13 protein-coding genes and 1 pseudogene are annotated in these 18580 nt (G+C 70.5%); 1 reads left to right on the top strand and 13 read right to left on the bottom strand.

What is annotated here, in order from left to right; translation table 11 throughout:
- Nucleotides 1-100 precede the first annotated feature (100 nt).
- From VET29_RS15180 to VET29_RS15150, 6 genes and pseudogenes are all read right to left on the bottom strand, one after another.
- On the bottom strand, nucleotides 101-2548 hold the full coding sequence (locus tag VET29_RS15180) for a PQQ-dependent sugar dehydrogenase (protein ID WP_324920423.1): 2448 nt from the start codon (nucleotides 2546-2548) through the stop codon (nucleotides 101-103).
- Nucleotides 2549-2941: 393 nt separating this feature from the next.
- Nucleotides 2942-4579: pseudogene (locus VET29_RS15170) on the bottom strand (NPCBM/NEW2 domain-containing protein); the annotation flags it as partial.
- A complete protein-coding gene (locus VET29_RS15165; protein ID WP_324920421.1) occupies nucleotides 4579-6459 on the bottom strand; it encodes a glycosyl hydrolase family 28 protein in 1881 nt (626 codons plus the stop codon). The pseudogene VET29_RS15170 and the gene VET29_RS15165, both read right to left, overlap by 1 nt.
- An 11-nt stretch (nucleotides 6460-6470) precedes the next feature.
- Nucleotides 6471-8597 carry a discoidin domain-containing protein gene (locus tag VET29_RS15160; protein WP_414636502.1) on the bottom strand — a complete coding sequence of 709 codons (2127 nt, stop codon included), beginning with the start codon at nucleotides 8595-8597 and terminating at the stop codon, nucleotides 6471-6473.
- A gap of 691 nt (nucleotides 8598-9288) precedes the next feature.
- Nucleotides 9289-10251, bottom strand: coding sequence for a DMT family transporter (locus tag VET29_RS15155; RefSeq protein ID WP_324920418.1), 963 nt, complete (start codon nucleotides 10249-10251; stop codon nucleotides 9289-9291).
- Nucleotides 10252-10306: 55 nt separating this feature from the next.
- Nucleotides 10307-10876 (bottom strand): CGNR zinc finger domain-containing protein, encoded by a 570-nt coding sequence (locus tag VET29_RS15150; RefSeq protein ID WP_324920416.1) that lies wholly within the window; start codon nucleotides 10874-10876, stop codon nucleotides 10307-10309.
- Between the two features lie 147 nt (nucleotides 10877-11023).
- Between VET29_RS15150 and VET29_RS15145 the strand changes: the two genes are divergently transcribed.
- Complete coding sequence (locus tag VET29_RS15145; RefSeq protein ID WP_324920414.1) at nucleotides 11024-12544, top strand: MFS transporter; 1521 nt, start codon at nucleotides 11024-11026, stop codon at nucleotides 12542-12544.
- Nucleotides 12545-12592: 48 nt separating this feature from the next.
- On the opposite strand, the gene VET29_RS15140 is transcribed toward VET29_RS15145, so the two are convergent.
- The 7 genes from VET29_RS15140 to VET29_RS15110 are packed head-to-tail and all read right to left on the bottom strand — an operon-like array spanning nucleotide 12593 to nucleotide 18580.
- Nucleotides 12593-12865, bottom strand: coding sequence for a YciI family protein (locus VET29_RS15140; RefSeq protein ID WP_324920412.1), 273 nt, complete (start codon nucleotides 12863-12865; stop codon nucleotides 12593-12595).
- Between the two features lie 9 nt (nucleotides 12866-12874).
- Nucleotides 12875-13756, bottom strand: a complete 882-nt coding sequence (locus tag VET29_RS15135) for an amidohydrolase family protein (protein ID WP_324920411.1) — start codon at nucleotides 13754-13756, stop codon at nucleotides 12875-12877.
- Nucleotides 13753-14850 carry a vWA domain-containing protein gene (locus tag VET29_RS15130; protein WP_324920409.1) on the bottom strand — a complete coding sequence of 366 codons (1098 nt, stop codon included), beginning with the start codon at nucleotides 14848-14850 and terminating at the stop codon, nucleotides 13753-13755. Before VET29_RS15130 ends, VET29_RS15135 begins: the two co-directional genes overlap by 4 nt.
- Nucleotides 14847-15683: a MoxR family ATPase gene (locus tag VET29_RS15125; RefSeq protein ID WP_324920407.1), complete on the bottom strand. Its 837-nt coding sequence runs from the start codon at nucleotides 15681-15683 to the stop codon at nucleotides 14847-14849. Before VET29_RS15125 ends, VET29_RS15130 begins: the two co-directional genes overlap by 4 nt.
- Entirely contained in the window at nucleotides 15680-16711 is a 1032-nt protein-coding gene (locus VET29_RS15120) for a xanthine dehydrogenase family protein molybdopterin-binding subunit (RefSeq protein WP_324920405.1), read from the bottom strand. The genes VET29_RS15125 and VET29_RS15120 overlap by 4 nt, the downstream gene beginning before the upstream one ends.
- Nucleotides 16704-18092: a xanthine dehydrogenase family protein molybdopterin-binding subunit gene (locus VET29_RS15115; protein ID WP_324920403.1), complete on the bottom strand. Its 1389-nt coding sequence runs from the start codon at nucleotides 18090-18092 to the stop codon at nucleotides 16704-16706. Before VET29_RS15115 ends, VET29_RS15120 begins: the two co-directional genes overlap by 8 nt.
- The gene (locus VET29_RS15110; RefSeq protein ID WP_324920401.1) at nucleotides 18092-18580 is read right to left on the bottom strand and encodes a (2Fe-2S)-binding protein; all 489 of its coding nucleotides are present in this window, start codon (nucleotides 18578-18580) and stop codon (nucleotides 18092-18094) included. The genes VET29_RS15115 and VET29_RS15110 overlap by 1 nt, the downstream gene beginning before the upstream one ends.

Here is an 18580-nt window from a genome sequence, read left to right as displayed (position 1 = left end):
GTGACCGCTCGCCCCTCGGCCGGCGCGGGACGGACCAGCGGGGCGGCTCGGGGGTGCCGCGGCGGGCGACACGGGCACCCCCGAGGTCCACTGTGGAGTGTCAGCCCAGGTTCACCCGGTAGAACCCGTCGGACCCACTCCCGCCGCCGCCGTTGTTGTCCGCGTTGGTGGTGCCGAACCAGATCGCGTTCTCACCGGGCACCTTCACCACCGCGCGCAGCCGGCCGTACGTGCCGTTGTAGTGCGAGCTGACCGTGCTCACGTTCTCGCCGTTCAGCACGATCCGCCACAGCCGCTCGCCACGCAGCGCGCACATGAACAGCGCCCCGCCCGCGTACGCGAGACCGCTCGGCGACGCCTCCGCCACCGACCACGTCCGCTTCGGGTTGGTCATGCCGGACACGCTGCACGAGCCTTCACAGGTCGGCCAGCCGTAGTTCCTGCCCGGTTGGATCAGGTTCAGCTCGTCCTGCGCGGAGTTGCCGAGCTCGGAGGACCACAGCCGTCCCGAGGAGTCCCATGCCAGGCCCTGCGGGTTGCGGTGCCCGTAGCTGTAGATCCTGGTGCCGAACGGGTTCCCCGGCGCGGGCTCGCCGGTCCTGGTGACCCGCAGGATCTTGCCGTTGAGGGAGTCCCGGTCCTGCGCGAGATCGCTCTGCTGCGAGTCGCCGGCCGTGGCGTACAGGTAGCCGTCCGGGCCGAACCGGATGCGGCCGCCGTTGTGGTAGCGGCTCTTGCGGATGCCAGTGACGATCGCGGTGTAGCCGGACAGCGTCGAGCCGTTGAAGCTCATCCGCGCGATCCGGTTGCCCTCACTGGCGGTGTGCATGAAGAACACCTCCTGGTCGGTCGTGCCGTTCCACGTCGGGGAGAACGCGACGCCCATCAGGCCGCCCTCGCCGTCGGTGGTCTGGCTGTTCGGCACGGTGCCGACCTGCGTCCTGCCGCTCCCGTTCTTGTTGATCCGGAAGACCTTGAACGTGTCGCGCTCGGTGGCCAGCCCGAACGTGCCGTCCGGCGCCCACGACAGGTCCCACGGGATGGACCAGCCGCTCGACACCTGGGTCGGGGTGCCCGGGTTGTTCCCGCCGTCGCACGCGGAGGTGGTGAAGCCGGTCGCCTGGCTCGACGGCGACACGTTGCCCGCCGCGTCCTTCGCCACGATGTGCACGGTGTAGGAGGTGTTGCAGGCCAGTCCGGTCACGGCCCTGGTCGTCGCGGGCGGGGTGCCGGTGACCGAGTCGAGCACCGCGCTGTCGGTGGCGATGTCGTAGCGGACCACGCCGCGGTTGTCGGTCGACGCGGCCCAGCTGACCGTCGCGCCCGTCTGGCCGATGGCCGACACCGCCGGCCTGCCCGGGGTGGACGGCGGCGTCGGGTCGCCGGGGTCGGCGGTCGTCGTGCACACGACCTCCGGGCTCGAGTCGGACTCATTGCCGGCGGCGTCGCGGCCGAACACCGAGAAGCGGTACTCGGTGTTCGGCCGCAGGCCGGTCACGCGGAACGGCGACCGCGGCGCCTCCGCGACCTTCTGGCCCAGGAAGAAGATGTCGTAGGCGACCACGGCGACGTTGTCGGTCGACGCGGGCCAGGACAGGGTCAGCGAGTCGTAGCCGATGTCACCGCACGCGGGTTGTCCCGGCGCTGTCGGGTGTTCGGTGTCGGCCGGCGCGCCGACCCGCAGCACGTCGAGGTTGGGGCCGCCGTTGGCGGTCGTCGAGCTGACGCGGACCGTGTTGGCGCCGGCCGCCAGCGTGGCGTTGAGCGTGTCCTCGTCCCAGGCCGTCCAGTCGCCGGTGCCCGGGAACGACCGGCCCGCGGCGACGACCGCGCCGTTGACCGCGATGTCCATCGGCCGGTCGGCGGTCGTGCCGTTGGCGTACCGGAGGGTGAGGCTCGCCGGGCCGGCGGCCTGGGCGTCGACGGTGAACTGGACGGAGCTGCCGACGACGTTGTCCATGTTCACGAAGCCGGTGCCGGTGTAGCCGGCGTGGTTGGCCTCCACGACTCCCTGCGAGATGGTGGCGTTCTCGGCCTGGTAGTCGACGGTGGCCGCGACCTCGACGTCCAGTGCGTCGAGGTTGGGGCCGCCGTTCGCGGAGGTCGAGGTGGCGCGGACCGTGTTGGCGCCGGATCTCAGCGGCGTCGCGATCGTGACGGTCTGCCAGGTGGTCCAGGCACCGGTGCCGGGAAACGACTGCGCGGCGACGACCGTCGAGCCGTTGACCGCGATGTCCATCGGGCGGTCGACGGTGGTGCCGTTGGCGAACCGGATGACCAGCGTGCCGTTGCCGGCGGTGGGCGCGTTGACACCGAACTCGACGGAGCTGCCCACGACGTTGTCCAGGTTCACGAAGCCCGTGCCGCTGAAGCCGGCGTGGTTGGCCTCCACGACACCCTGCGAGACGGTCGCGCTCTCCGCCTCGTAGCGGGTCGGTGCCGCGGCGGCCGGACGGGTGACCGACAGGACCGTCGGCACCAGCGCGAAAGCGGCGACCGACGTCAGCACCCTTCGCCATGATCCCGTGGGACCTCGACGTCTCATCATGACTCCTCCCTAACCGATAGCGATCACATCGAGATCCGGCGCCCAGCCGAGGTCGTTGAAGAACCTGAGGGTGTTGCTCCCGGCGGCGAGCGTGACGGTCGCCGTGCCGGTCACGGGCGTCGCCCAGCTCGTGCCGGACAGGGCCACCTCGGTTGCCGTGCCGCCGTTCACGCTCACGAAGAACGACCGGGTGCCGTCCACCGTGTACTGGATGGTCAGCTGCCGGTTGCCCGCCGCCGTCGCGGTGACCGGGATGGTGACCGAGTTCGCGGTGCCGTTGCCGATGAAGCGGACCTTCGCACCACCGGAGCACGCCGCGCACGGGGTCGAAGCGGCCTGCCCGGCGAACGTGTTGCCGGCCGCCTCGGCCTCGACCGTCGTGGTGGCAGAGCCGGGACACGTGATCCGCGGGTTCGCCCAGTCGGCGTGGTCGGAGCCGATGCCGTCACCGCCGTCGGTCGCCGCGAGCAGCAGCGTGGTGGCGCCGGTCAGGTCGGCGGTCAGGCGTTTCGCGGCCTGACCGCCGGTGACGTAGCCGCTGTCCGCGGCCTTCACCCCGTCCAGCCAGACCTGGAAGACGACCTTCCCGGCCGTGACCTCGTCGTCCACGCCGACGTCCGCCATGAACGCACTACATCGCCGGCCGAGGTGGTAAGTGACGCTGCTCGGTGCGTGCGCGCCGAGGCCCTTGGCGAACGTGGCGCCCCCGATGGTCAGCGTGCGCCCGTCGCCGGCGGCCTGGGCGTTCACGCTGCGGTCCAGCTCGACGGGACCCCAGCCGTTGGTCGAGGACAGCATGGGGCGGTCCGAGAGCTGACTCGTGCCGGACGGCGGGCCGCTCGCACCGGCCGGGGTGACGCGGTAGACGACGGTGCCGTGGGACGGCACCGAGGCGCTGATCGCGCCGTCGGTCGTGCGCACCTGCTTGCTCCACAGGTCTTTCAGCGAGGCGCCGCCGGACACGCCGATGGCGGCGGTCGTGGTGCCGACGGTCGCGGTCGAGCCCGTCTCGTTGAGGAGCGCGACCGCGAGGTCCCCGTTGGACAGTGCCTTGCGGTAGACGACCAGACCGCCGCCGGCCGACACGATCGTCGCCTGCTGGCCCAGCGGGTCCTGGTCGACCGCGATGAGATCGGTGTTGCGGAGGATGTTCAGCGTCGCCGCCGAGGCGTCGCGGAGGTCGCTGCCGACGAGCAGCGGCGCGGACATCATGGCCCACAGGCCGAAGTGCGTGCGGTACTCGGTGTCGGTCATGCCGCCGTTGCCGACCTCGAGCATGTCCGGGTCGTTCCAGTGGCCGGGCCCCGCGTACTGAGCGAGGTCGTCGTTGGTGTGGACGCGGGAGATCATGCTCGACCAGTTGTCGCTGATGTCTCCGGTGGTGCGCCACAGGTTGCCCGTGCCGGCGCCCCAGGTCCAGACCTTCGGCGTGCTCCGGCCCCACTCGCAAATGCTGAACACCATGGGCCTGCCGGTCGCCGCGAGCGCGTCACGCATGGCCGTGTAGCGCTGGACCGCGTCGACGCCCTGGTTGTTGCAGTTGTCGTACTTGAGGTAGTCGACGCCCCAGCTCGCGAACAGGTCGGCGTCCTGCTGCTCGTGGCCGAGGCCACCGGGGAAGCCCGCGGTGTTGCATGTCTTGGTGCCGGCACTGGTGTAGATGCCGAACCTCATCCCACGCGCGTGCACGTAGTCGGCGAGCGCCTTGACACCGCTGGGAAAGCGGGCCGGGTCGGGGACGAGGTCACCCTGCCCGTCGCGTTGCGGCAGCGCCCAGCAGTCGTCGATGTTGACGTAGGTGTAGCCGGCGTCGCGGAGTCCTTTCGCGACGAACGCGTCGGCGACGGCCTTGATGGTGGTCTCGTTGAAACCACTGTCGCAGTGGGTGAAGTTCCAGTTGTTGAAGCCCATCGGCGGCGTACGCGCGAGCCCGTTCTCCAGTGCCCTGGCCGGCGTGGGGTGCGCCACCACCGCGACCACGCCGGCCAGGACGATCCCAGCGAGGGCTCCGGTGAGGAGTCGGCGGAACATCACGCCACGTCCACGTAGTCCACGTTGGGACCGCCGGCCGCCGTGCTCGCCGTGATGCGCACCGTGTTGTCGCCGGCGTGCACGGGCACCTGGACCGACGCGGTCCGCCACGTCGTCCACGCCCCGGTCGCGCCGAAGGCGAGGGTGCCCACCGCCGTTCCGTCGACGCTCACGTCCATCGGCCGGGTGGCCGCCGTTCCGTTGGCGAAGCCGAACACCAGCGTCGCGGTGCCGGCCGCGTCGCGGTGGACCGTCCACTCCTCCGCGCTGCCGACCGCGTTGGTGGTGTTGCAGAAGCCGGTACCGGAGAAGCCCGCGTGGTTGGCGTCGATCGTGCCATGGCACAACCCCGCCTCCGCCTCGAACCGGCCCGTCGGCGGGGGTTGCGACCCGCACGACTCCGTCGAACCCGTCTGGCTCACCCGCAGCGCGCCGCCGGTCGTGTTGACGCCGTCGCGCACGCAGTAGCCGCCGACGTTCTGGAACAGCAGGTCCGCCGACGCCGAGCCGCGTTCCGCGACGAACGGGTCGAACCTCACGCCGGTGCTGTTGTTGACGATCACAGCGGGCCGGGCGTCGCTGTCCGCGAAGCGCACCGAGCCGCCGTTGAACCGGATGTCGCTGGCGTTGCGGATGTACCAGCCGTAGGCCGGCCGGGTGCCGATGCTCTTCGGGTTGTAGTCGTTCGGGTCGTTGCTCGGCACGCCCGTCGACACCGAGCCGCTCCCGCCGGGCACGGTCAGGTCGACGTTGGTGAACGTCACGTCGCTGATCTTGTCGTTCGCCCCGGACTCTCCCCACAGCGTCGCCGTGAAGTTGTTGTCGTCCTGGCCGGACGAGGTGATGTTCTCGTAGGTGATGTCGTGGATCCGGCCGATCCCGGGACTGTTGCCGCATCGCCGTCGTGTGCCGATCTTCTGCGTGATCGCCGCGCGGACGTTCGTCATCGTGATGTCCTTGTAGTGCACGTCGGAGATGACCGCGCCGTCCATCGAGACCATGCCGAGGCCGGACTTGTCGGAGCCGTCGATGGTGATCCGGCCGAAGTCGTAGCCGGTGAAGTCGCCGCACGTCTCCGAGCCGAACATCAACGCGTTGCAGCACTTCGCGGACAGGTGCGAGTCGTGGACCGTCACGTTGCCGTTCGGCAGCTTGGCGCCCAGCGCGTAGTCGCTCTTGAACGCGAGCGCGTCGTCGTTCGCGGCGATGTTCGCGTTCGTGATGTGCACGTTGGTGGTGCTGATGACGTTCCAGCCGTCCCGGTCGCTCGCCGTGTCGATGCGCAGCCGGTCGGAGGTGACGTTGGTGCACCCGTTGGTCAGCATCGCGAAGTGACCGCCGCGGCGCAGGGTCAGTCCGTCGCCGACGGTCAGGCCGTCGCACCGGGTCAACGAGATGATCTTGTCGGCCTCGCCGTCGCCGGGGTTGCCGGTGATCAGGTTGCCGCCGCCGTCGATGACGCCCTCGCCGACGAACGCGATGTGACTGAGCCGGTCCCCGTAGATCATCGCGTCGCGGAAGTGGCTGTGACCGTAGTCCTGGAAGTCGTCGTTGGGGTTGTCCTCGGCGTCGTCGTAGTCGTCGTTGCCCGCGCCCTTGAGGGTGGCGCCGGAGTTCAGTTGGAGCGTGATGTCACTACGCATGTGGATCGTGTTGCGGGACTGGTAGGTACCCGACGGGAACAGCACCGTCCCGCCGCCGGCCGAGCTCGCCGCGTCGATCGCCTTCTGGATGGCCGGAGTGTCGTTGCTCGACCCGCTGCCGGTCGCGCCGTAGTCGCGCACGTTGAACGTGCCGGCCGCGCCGGCGGCGCCGGGCGCGACCACGAGCACACCGACGGCCAGCGCCAGTACCGAGGCCGCTCTTGTCAGACGTCTCATTGCACCGCTCCTCACAGGGACTGGTTGACGGTGATCCTGTCCAGGTCCGGCGCGTTCGCGCCGTCGTTGAAGAACCTGATGGTGTTGACGCCCGCGGCCAGGGTGACGCTGATCGTGCGGCTGGCCGGGGTGTCCCAGCTCGTGCCGGACACCGGGATCTCGGTTGCCGCGGCACCGTTGACGCTCACAAAGAACGAGCGGCCTCCGTCCACCGTGTAGTCGAGGGTGAGCTGGCGAGTAGCGGCCACCGCGGACCGCACCGTGAACGTGACGTAGTTGGCCGTGCCGTTGCCGATGAAACGCACCTTGGCGCCGCCGGAGCAACCGGCGCATGCCGCGCCCACGGCCCTGCCGGACAGTGCGGCCGACTCGGCCTCGGCACCGGCCGATCCACCGCCACCGCCCGGATACTCGCCGCCGACCCACGCCTCGTCGACACGCAGCCGCTTGTACCGCGTGCTGTCACTGGACGCGGCGTAGGTGCTCACGACCTCCAGCCGCACGTGCCTGGTCGTCGTGACCGGGAGGTCGATGAACGCCACGCCGCGGTGGCCGGGCAGCGTTCCCGACACGATCGGGCTGCCCCAGTCGGTGCCGTTCGTGCTCACATAGACGCGGTACCCCTTGATCCGCGCGGACTGCTCGGTGTCCGAGCGGGCGTAGGCGACCGAGTCCTCCCGCTGGTTGATCCCGAGGTACCGGACGGGCTTCGCCGACCCGAGGTCGAACCGCAGCGACACGGGGGTGGTCTTGTCGCTGTCCCAGAACGTCCGGTAGTCGCCGTCCGCCGCGGCCGACGCGGCATGGCCACTCGCCGAGGTGCTCGCGCTCATCGTCACGCCGGTGTGGATGCCCTGCCGGCCGGCCGTGGTCACCCGGAACACAGTGTCGTACTGGTCCCAGGTGGACACTCCGGTGAGCGTCAGGTAGCCGGCCGCCTGGGTGAACTGGACCCGCGCACCGGTGCGGAAGTTCGTCACACCCGTGACCCGGTAGCCGTTGTCCCGCAGGCGGAGTGTGCTGCCCGACGGTTTCGTCACCACGTGGACGAAGTGCAGGTCAGGATCGGTCCTGCTGACCGTGGTCACGCCGTGCGCGCCGTCGTTCCAGAAGCCCGGCTTGAGGCCGCCGAAGGAGTATCCGCCGCCCTCGGTGCCGCCGATCGAGCCCCAGATCGCGTCCAGGTAGGTGTTCGCGAAGTCGTTGAACGCCTCCTGGTTGCTGGGGAAACGGCCGTTCACCTGGGCGGTCTCGGCCATCAGCGACTTGATCGACGAGCCGGCGTTGGCGACGTACCGGCCGAGCGTGAGGTGCTGGTCGACCGACGGGTTCGAGCCGTCGTACCACCAGGCGCCGCTGACCGGCAGCTTGTAGTCGGCCTCGATCAGCCGTGGCGCGGCCGTGTAGACGGCCTGCGGGTAGTCGTAGGACGGGGACATGCCGGTCTTCTGCTCATTGCTGATCATGTCCATGATCGGCGTGTCCTCGTTGTTGTTGCTCAGCGTCCAGTTGGGACGGTCCTGCCGGATCCGCTCGTAGAGCCCGTGGCTCTCCCAGTAGGCGTTGTCGTTGTCGATCCAGAACCCGGACAGGTTCGGGTAGCGCCGCATGACCTCGACGAAGTTGTCGTAGCCGAACTCGCCGAAGCCGTCGCGGGTGTGCAGGTCGACGTCGTGGCCCTTGTAGTCGGAGTAGGCGGCGGAGTCGAGCCAGCTCTGCCCGGAGGGCAGACCCTCGTTCCACCACTGGGGATCGTCGGTCATGTAGAGGATCGTGCGCATGCCGGCGGCGTCGGTCGCGTCGACCAGCTCGCCGAGGAAGTCGCGTTTCGTGTGGCAGCTGCCGGGAATCGCGGACGGCCAGGGCCGGGCGTAGCCGAGCCGGCTGTGGAACGTGGCGAGCACGATGTACTGCGCGTGCAGCTTCTTCGCCTCGTCCACCCAGTACCGGGCGTTCCAGCCGCCGTTCGTGACGTCGCTTTCCCAGGTGCCGCAACCGGTGTGCGCCGGCGAGGTGCGCAGGCCCCAGTGGATGAAGAGCCCCGCCTGCGCGTCACGGAGGAACCGCTGGCGCGGATGCTCCAGCTCAGCGCTCGCGGGGACCGCGAGAAGAGAGGCGGCAACAACGAGGATCGCCACCAGAACAGCCGGAGTTCCGCCAAGCCGACGCCGCATCATTGCCGCCTCCCAGAGCCATAGACATCGGATGTATATGCTCCGATTCCAGACGTTACTCGCGAGCACCAGGGCTCATCAAGGTTCTGAACCGGTCAATCGCCGGATCTTTTTTCGTTGAAGCAAGCGCTTTCCACATACACGCGAGGCGCGCCGCGGCCCCGCCGGGCTGGGACTGCGGCGCTTGTGCCCCCGTTGGAAGGTCGGGTCTTTCCGGCTGTCTAACCAGTCGGGAAGTCGTCCGGGTGTTGATCCTGGCGCGGACCCACACGCCCGCAGACTTCAGCGGTGACGTGCCCGTGTACGGGCCTGGTGTCCCGCGCCGGAAATGTGGTGATCAAGAAGCTGGGCCGCCGAATCAGTTGCCTGATCTCCGGCGCCGGACACTAGGTCTGCGTGCCGAACTCGGTGACGAACATGGGGATCCGGTCCGCCGCTGTCGACGTGGGATCGTGGCGTCCTCGGCCTGGTGGCGGTGGCCGCCTTCGGCTCGGCGGCGAGGGTCGGTTGCGCGAGCGCCGCCGCGAGCACGGCGGGCAGCATCAGGGAAAGCCTTCGGACACGCACGTGAGGGTCTCCTCTCGAACGCTCCACTGCTCCTGGAGCATGCGTCGGGGCGGCCTGCTGGGGACGTACGAATGGTTAGACAGTCTTCCTATCCATCGAATCGCACACCCTGCCGCGCCGTGCTGTCAAGCGCCACACCCGATCGGCCCAACCGAAACACGGAGAGTAAGCGCTTTCCTGACGGCACCCGCCTGGTCAGCACGGTCATGAGCACGCCGGCGCCGGACACTGCCATGCCGATGAAGACGGTCATCGAAGTGGTCTGGTCCAGTACGACCGGCGCGAGCAGGGCGGTCACCGGCGGCACGAGGTAGAGCACGCTCGTCGCCGCGCCGCCGGAACGGTGGCGCAGCAACAGGAACAGCATGGTGAACCCACCGATCGAGTTGACCAGTGCCAGCCACACCGTGGAGCCGATGGCCGGCGTGGTCATCGGCAGCAGCACACCGCCGTGCACCGCCGCGAGCGGGAGCGTGGTGATCATGCCGGCCACGAGCTGCACGGTCGTGCCCGTGCGCAGGTCGACCGAGCCGCCGAACCGCTTCTGGTACAGCGTGCCGGCCGCGAACCCCAGCAACGCGAGCCCGGTGAGCGCGTAGCCGGCGAGGGAGCCGCCGCCGTTCAACCTGTCGCTCAAGGAGATCACCACCCCGGCCAGTCCGACCGTGAGTCCGACCCACTGCCGGCCGGTCAGCCGCTCGCCGAACAGCGGCACGGCCGCGGCGGCGACGACGAGCGGGCAGGCACTCATGATCATCGCGGCCACGCCGGCCGTGACCCCCATGCCGAGTCCGAGGTAGAGCGGTCCGAACTGGACAGTCTGCAGCAGGAAGCCCGTGACCAGCAGGTGCAGGTAGGTGCGTGGCCGCGTGGGCCACGGCGCGCGCGTGACGACGGCGAGGACGCACAGCACGACGAACGCCAGGAGGAACCGCCAGAACAGCAACGCGAGCGGCGGACCACTGTGCGCGCCGACGGTGCCGGCGAGGTACCCGCTGCTCCACACGACGACGAAGGCCGCCGGGAGCAGACGGTCGCGGTGCTGCGCCATCGCTCTCCCTGTAACGGGTCAGCTGGTTACCGCACCACTGTAACAGTCCAGACCGTTACATGGACCGCTGCCGCTCACGATGTGCGCGGACCCGGTTTCGCACGCCGCAGGTCTCGGCCGAGCACCAGCGCCGCCGGCCGTTCGGGTCGATGAAGACCATCGAGCAGTCGTGGTCGGCACAGGTGCGCAGCGTGGCCGCGACCGGGCCGGCGAGCTGCTCGGCCGCCTGCCGGGCGACACGGGCCAGCGCCTCACGAACGGTCGCGGGCCGGCGCACGGTCAGCGCGCCGGCCCTGTTGACCCGCACCGCGACCGGCACGTCGTCGGCGAGAACCGCGTTGAGCTGGTCGAGCGCCTTCTTCGGCGGCGCGGCCGAGCCGACGGCCGCCTCGGCGAGCACACGCAGCGTCCGCCGGAGAGCCGTGACGAGGCCGAGATCCGCGGCGGTGAGGTCGTCGGTGGGCAGGAGGTCCTCGCCGGCAAGCCACTCACGCAGGCGGTCGAGGTCGTACAGCCGTTCCAGCGGGGTCGCCGTGTGCGCGAACCCGACGGTGGCCACGAGGTCCAGCCACGTCGCGCCGGAGTCGAACCGCAGGCGGCGCTCCCGCTCGTCGTCCACTATCACGTCACGACGATACGCTCCGGGCCGTTACAGCGATCCGTGCGCCCCGTCGCCGGGCGCGAGGAAAGTTTCTTCGCCGGAGATGTCGAGGTGGGCCGTCCCGGTTCGACGTGGTGATGACAGGCCACGAACGAGCGAAGGACAAGGGCGATGAACACGGAGACGACCAGGACGGCATCACCGGCCGGGCGCCGCGAGTGGATCGGGCTCGCGGTGCTCGCCCTGCCGACGTTGCTGCTCTCGCTGGACATGAGCGCGCTGCACCTCGCCGTGCCGCACCTCGCGGCCGACCTGCGGCCCAGCGGCACCGAACTGCTCTGGATCATCGACATCTACGGGTTCATGATCGCGGGCTTCCTGGTCACGATGGGCACCCTGGGCGACCGCGTCGGGCGCCGCAGGCTGCTGATGGCCGGCGGCGCGGCGTTCGGCCTCGCCTCGGTCATGGCGGCGTTCGCGACCAGCCCGGCCATGCTGATCGGGGCGCGGGCGGTACTCGGAGCCGCCGGGGCGACGCTCATGCCCTCCACCCTGGCGCTGATCAGCAACATGTTCCGCGACCCGCGTCAGCGCGGCACCGCGATCGCCGTCTGGATGAGCTGCTTCATGGGCGGCATGGTGATCGGGCCGGTCGTCGGCGGGCTGCTGCTGTCCGTCGCCTGGTGGGGCTCGGTGTTCCTGCTCGGCGTGCCGGTCATGGTGTTGCTGCTGGTCACCGCGCCGAAGCTGCTGCCGGAGTATCGCGACGAGCACGCCGGCCGGCTCGACCTCGCGAGCGTCGCGCTCTCGCTGGGCGCCATCCTGCCGGTCGTGTTCGCGCTCAAGGAGATCGCCAAGGACGGCGTGTCGCCGGGGATGGCCGGCGTGCTGCTGGCCGGTACCGGCATCGGCGTCGCGTTCGCGCGACGGCAGCGGCGGCTGGCGCACCCGATGCTGGACCTGGCCCTGTTCCGCAACCGGACGTTCGCCGCGGCCCTGTGCATCACGCTGGTCGGCGCGATCACCATGGGTGGCGTGTTCCTGCTGATCAGCCAGTACCTGCAGCTGGTCGCGGGCCTCACGACGGCACAGGCCGGGATCGCGCTGGTCCCCCAGGCCGGCGCCGTGGTGACCGGCTCGCTGATCGCGCCTCGGTTGGCCAAGCGGTTCCGGCCGGAGTTCGTGCTCGGGTTCGGCATGCTCTTCGCCGCGGTCGGGCTGGTGCTGTTCACGCGGATCGACGACGGCAACGGGGTCGGGCTGGTGGTGCTCGGCCTGTCGATCGCCGCGTTCGGCATGGGCCCGCAGGGCGTGCTGGGCACGGAGATGGTCATCGGCTCCGTGCCGCCCGGCAGGGCCGGCGCCGCGTCGGCGATGTCCGAGACCAGCGCCGAGTTCGGCATCGCCACGGGGATCGCGTTGTTCGGCAGCATCGGCACGGCCGTCTACCGCGACAAGCTGCCGGCCGGCGCGCCGGCCGGGGTCCGGGACAGCATGACGGGCGCGGTGAACGCCGGTGACCCGGCACTGCTGGACGCCGCACGCGATGCGTTCACGAGCGGGCTGCACACGGTCGCCGGCATCGCCGCGGTCATCCTGGCCGTCTTCGCGGTGGGCGGCATGGTCGCGCTGCGCAACAAGCCCCGGCCGGCCGCCGAGGTCACCGGGGAGCGGGTCCTGACCACGGTGTGAGAGAGCAGCGGCCCGCCCCCACCTGGTGTGGGGCGGGCCGCTGCCGTGTCAGACCGAGCCCACGGTGACCCGCCACTGGCGCAGGTACCGGTCCTTCGTCACCTCGGCCTGGGTGTACGGGTCGCCGGCGACCAGCTCCTCGGCGGCCTCCTGGGACTCGGCGTTCAGCACGATCGCGCCGCCCGTCAGGTCCTCGTACGGGCCCGCGATCGCCAGCGCGCCGTCGTCCTTCAGCTTGTTCAGGTACGCCAGGTGGTCCTCCCGGCGCGCGGCGCGCTGGTCGGTCTCGTGGTAGCCGTAGGTCAGCAGGAACAGTGCCACTTGTTCTCCTTATTGTTCGGGTAGCGCGTAGACGCGCCGGGCGGTGTCGGCGAAGACGGCGGCGTGGTCGGGTTCCGGCACCGCGGCACGCCATGCGGCGACCAGCGACGGCAGGTCGGTCCACAGCTTCTCGACCGGGAAGTTGGTGCCGAACATGGCGCGCTCCGCACCGAACCAGCCGAGCGTCTCCGTCGCGACGAACGCGATGAAGTCCGGGTCGAGCCGGCGGGTGAACGTGCCCTGGCCGGTCAGCTTCACCGCGACGTTCGGGTACGACGCGAGCCGCGCCATGCCCGCACGCCACTCGCGGACGGTCTCGTCCGCGCGGTCGGTCAGCATGCCGGCGTGCACCAGGACGAACGTGACGTCCGGGACGGCCTCGACCAGGTCGGCCGCGTCGGCCATCTGGCCGGGGAACACCTGCAGCTCGAACAGCCAGCCGAGGTCCTCGAGCGCGGCGACGTTCCTGCGGAAGACCGGGTCCTTCATCCGGTCGGGCGCGACCGCGAAGCGGAACTCCTCGTTCTCGTGCCAGTGCAGCTGCAACCGGGTGCCACGCACGACCGGGAACTCCGCCTGCTCCTTCATCACGTCGACGGCGTCGGGGCTGAACAGGTCCGCGCAGCCGACGACGGCCGTCGGCCAGCCGGTCTCCTCGTGCAGCTCGTTCAGCCACCGCACCTCGGCGACCGCCTGGTCCAGCGGCCAGTTCGCCTGCACGTACACCGACTGGGTTATCCCGCCCGACGTCGCGTCGGCGATGTACTCGTCGATCAGGTAGTCACGCTTGATCGGCTCGTAGGGGCCGAAGATCCGCGGCACCATCGGGCCGGAGAGCCACGGCATGTCCTTGACGCGCCACACGTGATGGTGCGCGTCCACTGTGTTCACAGCGCCTCCTTCTTGACCTGTTGCCAGGCCGTGTGCAGATCACGTACGCCGGCGAGGTCGTCGACGTGCCCCACGATCGCGGCCATGCCGCGGGTGACGGGTCGGTAGCCGGGGTCGCAGGCCAGCGGCGACCACCAGAGCAGCCGGTGTGCCAGCAGCGACAGGCGCCGCACGGCCTTCGTCAGCGGCACGCAGTCACCGCGTTCCAGACCGTCGGACAGCACGAGCACCAGTGCGCCCCGCGCCATCCGCAGGTGCCGGGCGTTGCCGAGGAAATCCCGCAGCGACGGCCCGATCCGCGTGCCGCCGTCCGCGTCCCGGACGACGTCCGCGAGCGCCGACAGCGCACCGTCGATGTCACGTCTCCGCAGCTCCGGGGTGACGTGGGTGAGCCGGGTGCCGAACGTGAACACCTCGGCGCGGTCGCACGCGGCCACCACGGTGTGCGCGAACCGCAGGTGGTCGCGGCTGTGCTGCTTCATCGAGCCGGACACGTCGATGAGGACGAGCACGGGACGCTGCCGCTGGGGCCGGGCGCGCCACCGTGGCCGGAGGACCTCGCCGCCGGTGCGCCACGCGTCCCGGTGCACGCGCCGGACGTCGATCCGGTCGCCGCGCCGCGCCGGCGTGCGGCGGCGGGAGCGGATCGTCGGCACCGCCCCCGGCAGATCGCGCCGCAACCGCGCGAGGACCTGGTGCTCGGCGGTGGACGTGAGCGCGAACGTCGCCTCGCGGTCCACGGCCGACCAGCTGGCCTCCCGGCCGGCGCCTTCGCGGGCGAGCTGGTCGGGCGGGGCGGCCTCGGCGCCGTCACCGCCCCGGTCCTCCTCGCCCGGTGTGTCTGTCTCGGGCAGGACGGACAGCGCGCCGCCCGCGAACCAGTGCGCGAACACCGGGTCGAGGACCTCCCGGTCGACGACCGACGCCGTGAGGGTGGCGCTCGCCAGCCAGTACAGGTGGCGGACATCGCGTGGCGGCACTTCTGTCAGCGCATGCAGGAAGTCACGCTGCCTGGTGACCGGCGCCGGCAGACCCGCCGCGCGCAGGTCACGCAGGAACCCGCGGAGCAGGTCCTGGCCCGCGTCGCGGCTCATGGCGCGATCAGCTCGTCGAGATGAGCGTTCACCAGCGCCATGTCCTCCTCGTCCTTGATGAGCAGGCCCAGCGCCCGCCGCAACGCGACCGGCCACGGGTCGCCGTTCGCGGCGAGGGCCGCCGCGCCGCGAGCCCACTCGACGGACTCCGCGATGCCCGGCCGCTTGAGCAGGTCGAGCCGGCGTGCGCCGGACACCGCCCGGACGAGCGAGTCGGCCGCGTCCGCCTCGATCGACGGCACGTGCGCGCGCACGATCGCCCGCTCGCGCTCCGCGCCGGGAAAGGGGATCCAGTGGTAGAGGCAGCGGCGCTTGAGCGCGTCGTGCAGCTCGCGGGTCCGGTTGGACGTCAGCACCACGACCGGTGCCTCGGTGGCACGGATCGTGCCGAGCTCGGGGATGGTGATCTGGAAGTCGCCGAGGAACTCCAGCAGGAACGCCTCGAACTCGCTGTCGGCGCGGTCCACCTCGTCGACGAGCAGCACGGCGGGTCGGCGCAGCGACAGCAGCAGCGGGCGTTCGAGCAGGAACTCCTCGCGGTACACGTCACCGACCCCGGCCTCGGTGGCCCGCAGGTGCAGGAGCTGCTTCGGGTAGTCCCACTCGTACAGCGCCTGCCCGGCGTCGAGGCCCTCGTAACACTGCAACCGCAACAGTTCCCGGTCGAGCACGCGGGCGAGGACCGCGGCCAGCTCCGTCTTCCCGACGCCGGGCTCGCCCTCCAGCAGCAGGGGCCGGCCCAGCGTCAGCGCCAGGTAGACGGCCGTGAGCAGGCCCTCGTCGGCGAAGTACCGCTGTGCCCGCATCCCCGCGGCGAGCTCCTCCTCGTTCATGCGGACGTCGAATGCTGTGCCCGACGGTCCGCCGCGCGCAGCGAGTCGATGCCCCGCAGCACCCGTTCCGGTGTGAACGGCATGTGTTCGACCCGCACACCGCACGCGTCGAAGATCGCGTTGGCGATCGCGGGAATCGGCGCGTTGGCCGTCATCTCGCCGATCCCCTTGGCGCCGAACGGTCCGGTGTCCGCCGGCCGTTCCAACAGGACACTGTGCTGCTCTGGCACGTCACCGGGGCCGGGCATCAGGTACTCGCTGAAGTCGACGGGACCGTGGTCGCGGGCCGGGTAGTACGGCTCGGTCGTCTCGAACAACGCGTGGGACAGGCCCATCCACGCGCCGCCTTCCACCTGCTGTGTGGCCATGGCCGGGTTGAGGGCGCGGCCCACCTCGTACACGCTGTACATCCGCAGGACCTCGACGACGCCGGTCTCGTCGTCCACCTCGACCTCGGCGACCGTGCAGGCGTGGGCCTGGCAGGAGTCCGGGTTCATCTCGCCGGTCTCCGGGACGACCTCGCTCTTCTCCTTCATGAACACGCCACGGCCGGAGATCGTGCGGCCGTGCGTGAAGTGCGCGGCCAGCGCCAGGTCGGTGATGTGGATCTTGAGCTCCGCGCCCTTCACCTTGATGTAGCCGGTGCCGTCGGTCTCCAGGTCCGCGGCGTCGACCTCCAGCTCCTCGGCCGCGACGTCGAGCATGATCGCGCGGGCCTCGGTGGCCGCCATGATCACGGCGTTGCCGACGCGGTGCGTGCCGCGGCTCGCGAACGTGCCCATGCAGTGCGGGCCGGTGTCGGTGTCGGCCGTGTCGACGAGCACGTTCTCGATGGGCAGGCCGAGTGTCTCGGCCGCGCACTGGGCCACCACGGTCTTGAGCCCCTGCCCAAGGTCCACTGAGGACAGTGCGATCACGAACGTGCCGGTCGTGGTGGCGTGGATCAACGCCTGCGACGGGTCGCCGCCGAGGTTCATCCCGGTCGGGTAGTTGACCGCCGCGTACCCTCTCCCTCGCAGCCTAGTCATCGCGTCCCTCCATTGAGGACATCGCGCGGTAGGAGTCGGACAGCTCGTGCCCGACCAGCTCCGCCGCCTTCTGCATGACCTCGATGAGCGCCGTGCCCTCGGCTACCTTGCGGTGTGCCTTCAGGTCACCGTCGCGGTAGGCGTTGCGGAGCCGGAACTCCAGCGGGTCGATGGCCAGCTCGCGTGCCACCCTGTCCATCTGCGACTCGATGGCGAAGTCGCCGATGGTGACGCCGAAGCCGCGCATGGCACTCGACGGCGTGCGGTTCGTGAACACGCAGTGGCAGTCGATCCAGACGTTCGGAATCGTGTAGGGGCCGGGAAAGTGCGCGGCGGCCTTGGTCGTGCCGTACGGCGTGTGCCGGGAGTAGGCGCCGGCGTCGACGTACGCGGTGACCTGGCGGGCGACCAGCTGGCCGTCGCCCGTCACGCCGTCCTTGATGTAGATGCGTTCCGCCGCGCGCGGGGACGACACCTGCATCTCCTCGTGCCGGCCGTAGACGAACTTCACCGGCCGGTTGGTGACCATCGCGGCCACGCACGCGACCGGCTCGACGACCACGTCCACCTTCCCGCCGAACCCGCCGCCGACCGTGCCCCCGACGATCCGGAGCTTGTTGAAGTCGGCCCCCAGGATCAGCGCGGTGTTGTCGAGGGTGAAGAAGCACGCCTGGGTGTCGGAGTGGATGCGCAGGCGGCCGTCGGGCTGCGGGATCACGACGCAGCCCGTGGTCTCGACCGGCGCCTGCTCGATGGGCGAGGACTGGTAGCGCCACTCGAAGACGTGGTCGGCCGCCGCGAAACCCGCCGCCACGTCGCCGAGCCGGACGCGGCGGCAGTGGTGTCCCTCGTAGGTGAAGTAGTTGTTGCCGTGGTACTCGTTGACGATCGGCGCGCCCTTCTGGAGGGCCTCCTCCACGTCGAACACCGGAGGCAGGTTCGCGTAGGAGACCTCGACCGCGGCGGCGCCGGCGAGCGCGGCGGCCTCGGTCTCGGCGACCACCGCGACGATCGGCTCACCGAGGTAGCGGACCTTGCGCTCGGCGAGGATCGGCTCGTCGTCCGGGGTGACGCCGATGAGCTTCAGCGGCGTGTACAGGTTGTTCGGGATGTCCTCGTGGGTCAGCACGGCCACCACGCCCGGCACCCGGCGCGCCGCTTCGGTTTCCACACGCACCAGCCGCGCGTGGTGGCGGGCGGAGCGGTGCATCTTGAGGTGCAGCATGCGTGGCGGGCGGACGTCCTCGAAGAACTCGGTGCGGCCGGTGACGTGGCCGCGCGCGTCGGCACGCTGCACCACCGAGCCGATGACGGAGAAGTCGGCCGGACCACGCTCGGCCGCGAAGTAGCCGTCGTCGACGGGGGTCTGCCGGTAGGCCATCAGGCGGTCCTCCCGGACTCCCGGCGACGTTCCGCGGCGTCGAGGATCGCGGCGACGATCGGCTCGTACCCCGTGCATCGGCAGACGTTTCCGCTTATCGCCTCGACCACCTCGGCGCGGGTCGGGTCCGGGTTGCCGGCGAGCAGCGCCTCGGCCGTCATGATCATGCCGGCCGTGCAGAACCCGCACTGCGTGGCGAAGTCCTCGAGGAACGCGCTCTGCACCTCGTCCAGCTCGCCGTCCTCGGCGATGCCCTCGAGGGTGCGGACGGCCGCGCCGTCGACCGTCTCGACCGGCACGAGGCACGCGGGCACCGGCCGGTCGTCGAGCAGCACGGTGCACGATCCGCAGGCGCCCTGGGAGCAGCCACGTTTCGCCGCGGTGAGACCGAGGGTGTCGCGCAGGACGGTGAGCAGCGAGGTGCCGGCCTTGGCGAGCAGCTCCTCCTCGCGGTCGTTGACGGTCAGGGACACGATTCGGGACGCCAT

The organism is Actinophytocola sp., from assembly GCF_035634895.1.
GTDB lineage: Bacteria > Actinomycetota > Actinomycetes > Mycobacteriales > Pseudonocardiaceae > Actinophytocola.
The sequence above is the reverse complement of the archived record's forward strand: the minus strand, read 5'-3'. Positions and strand labels throughout refer to the sequence as shown.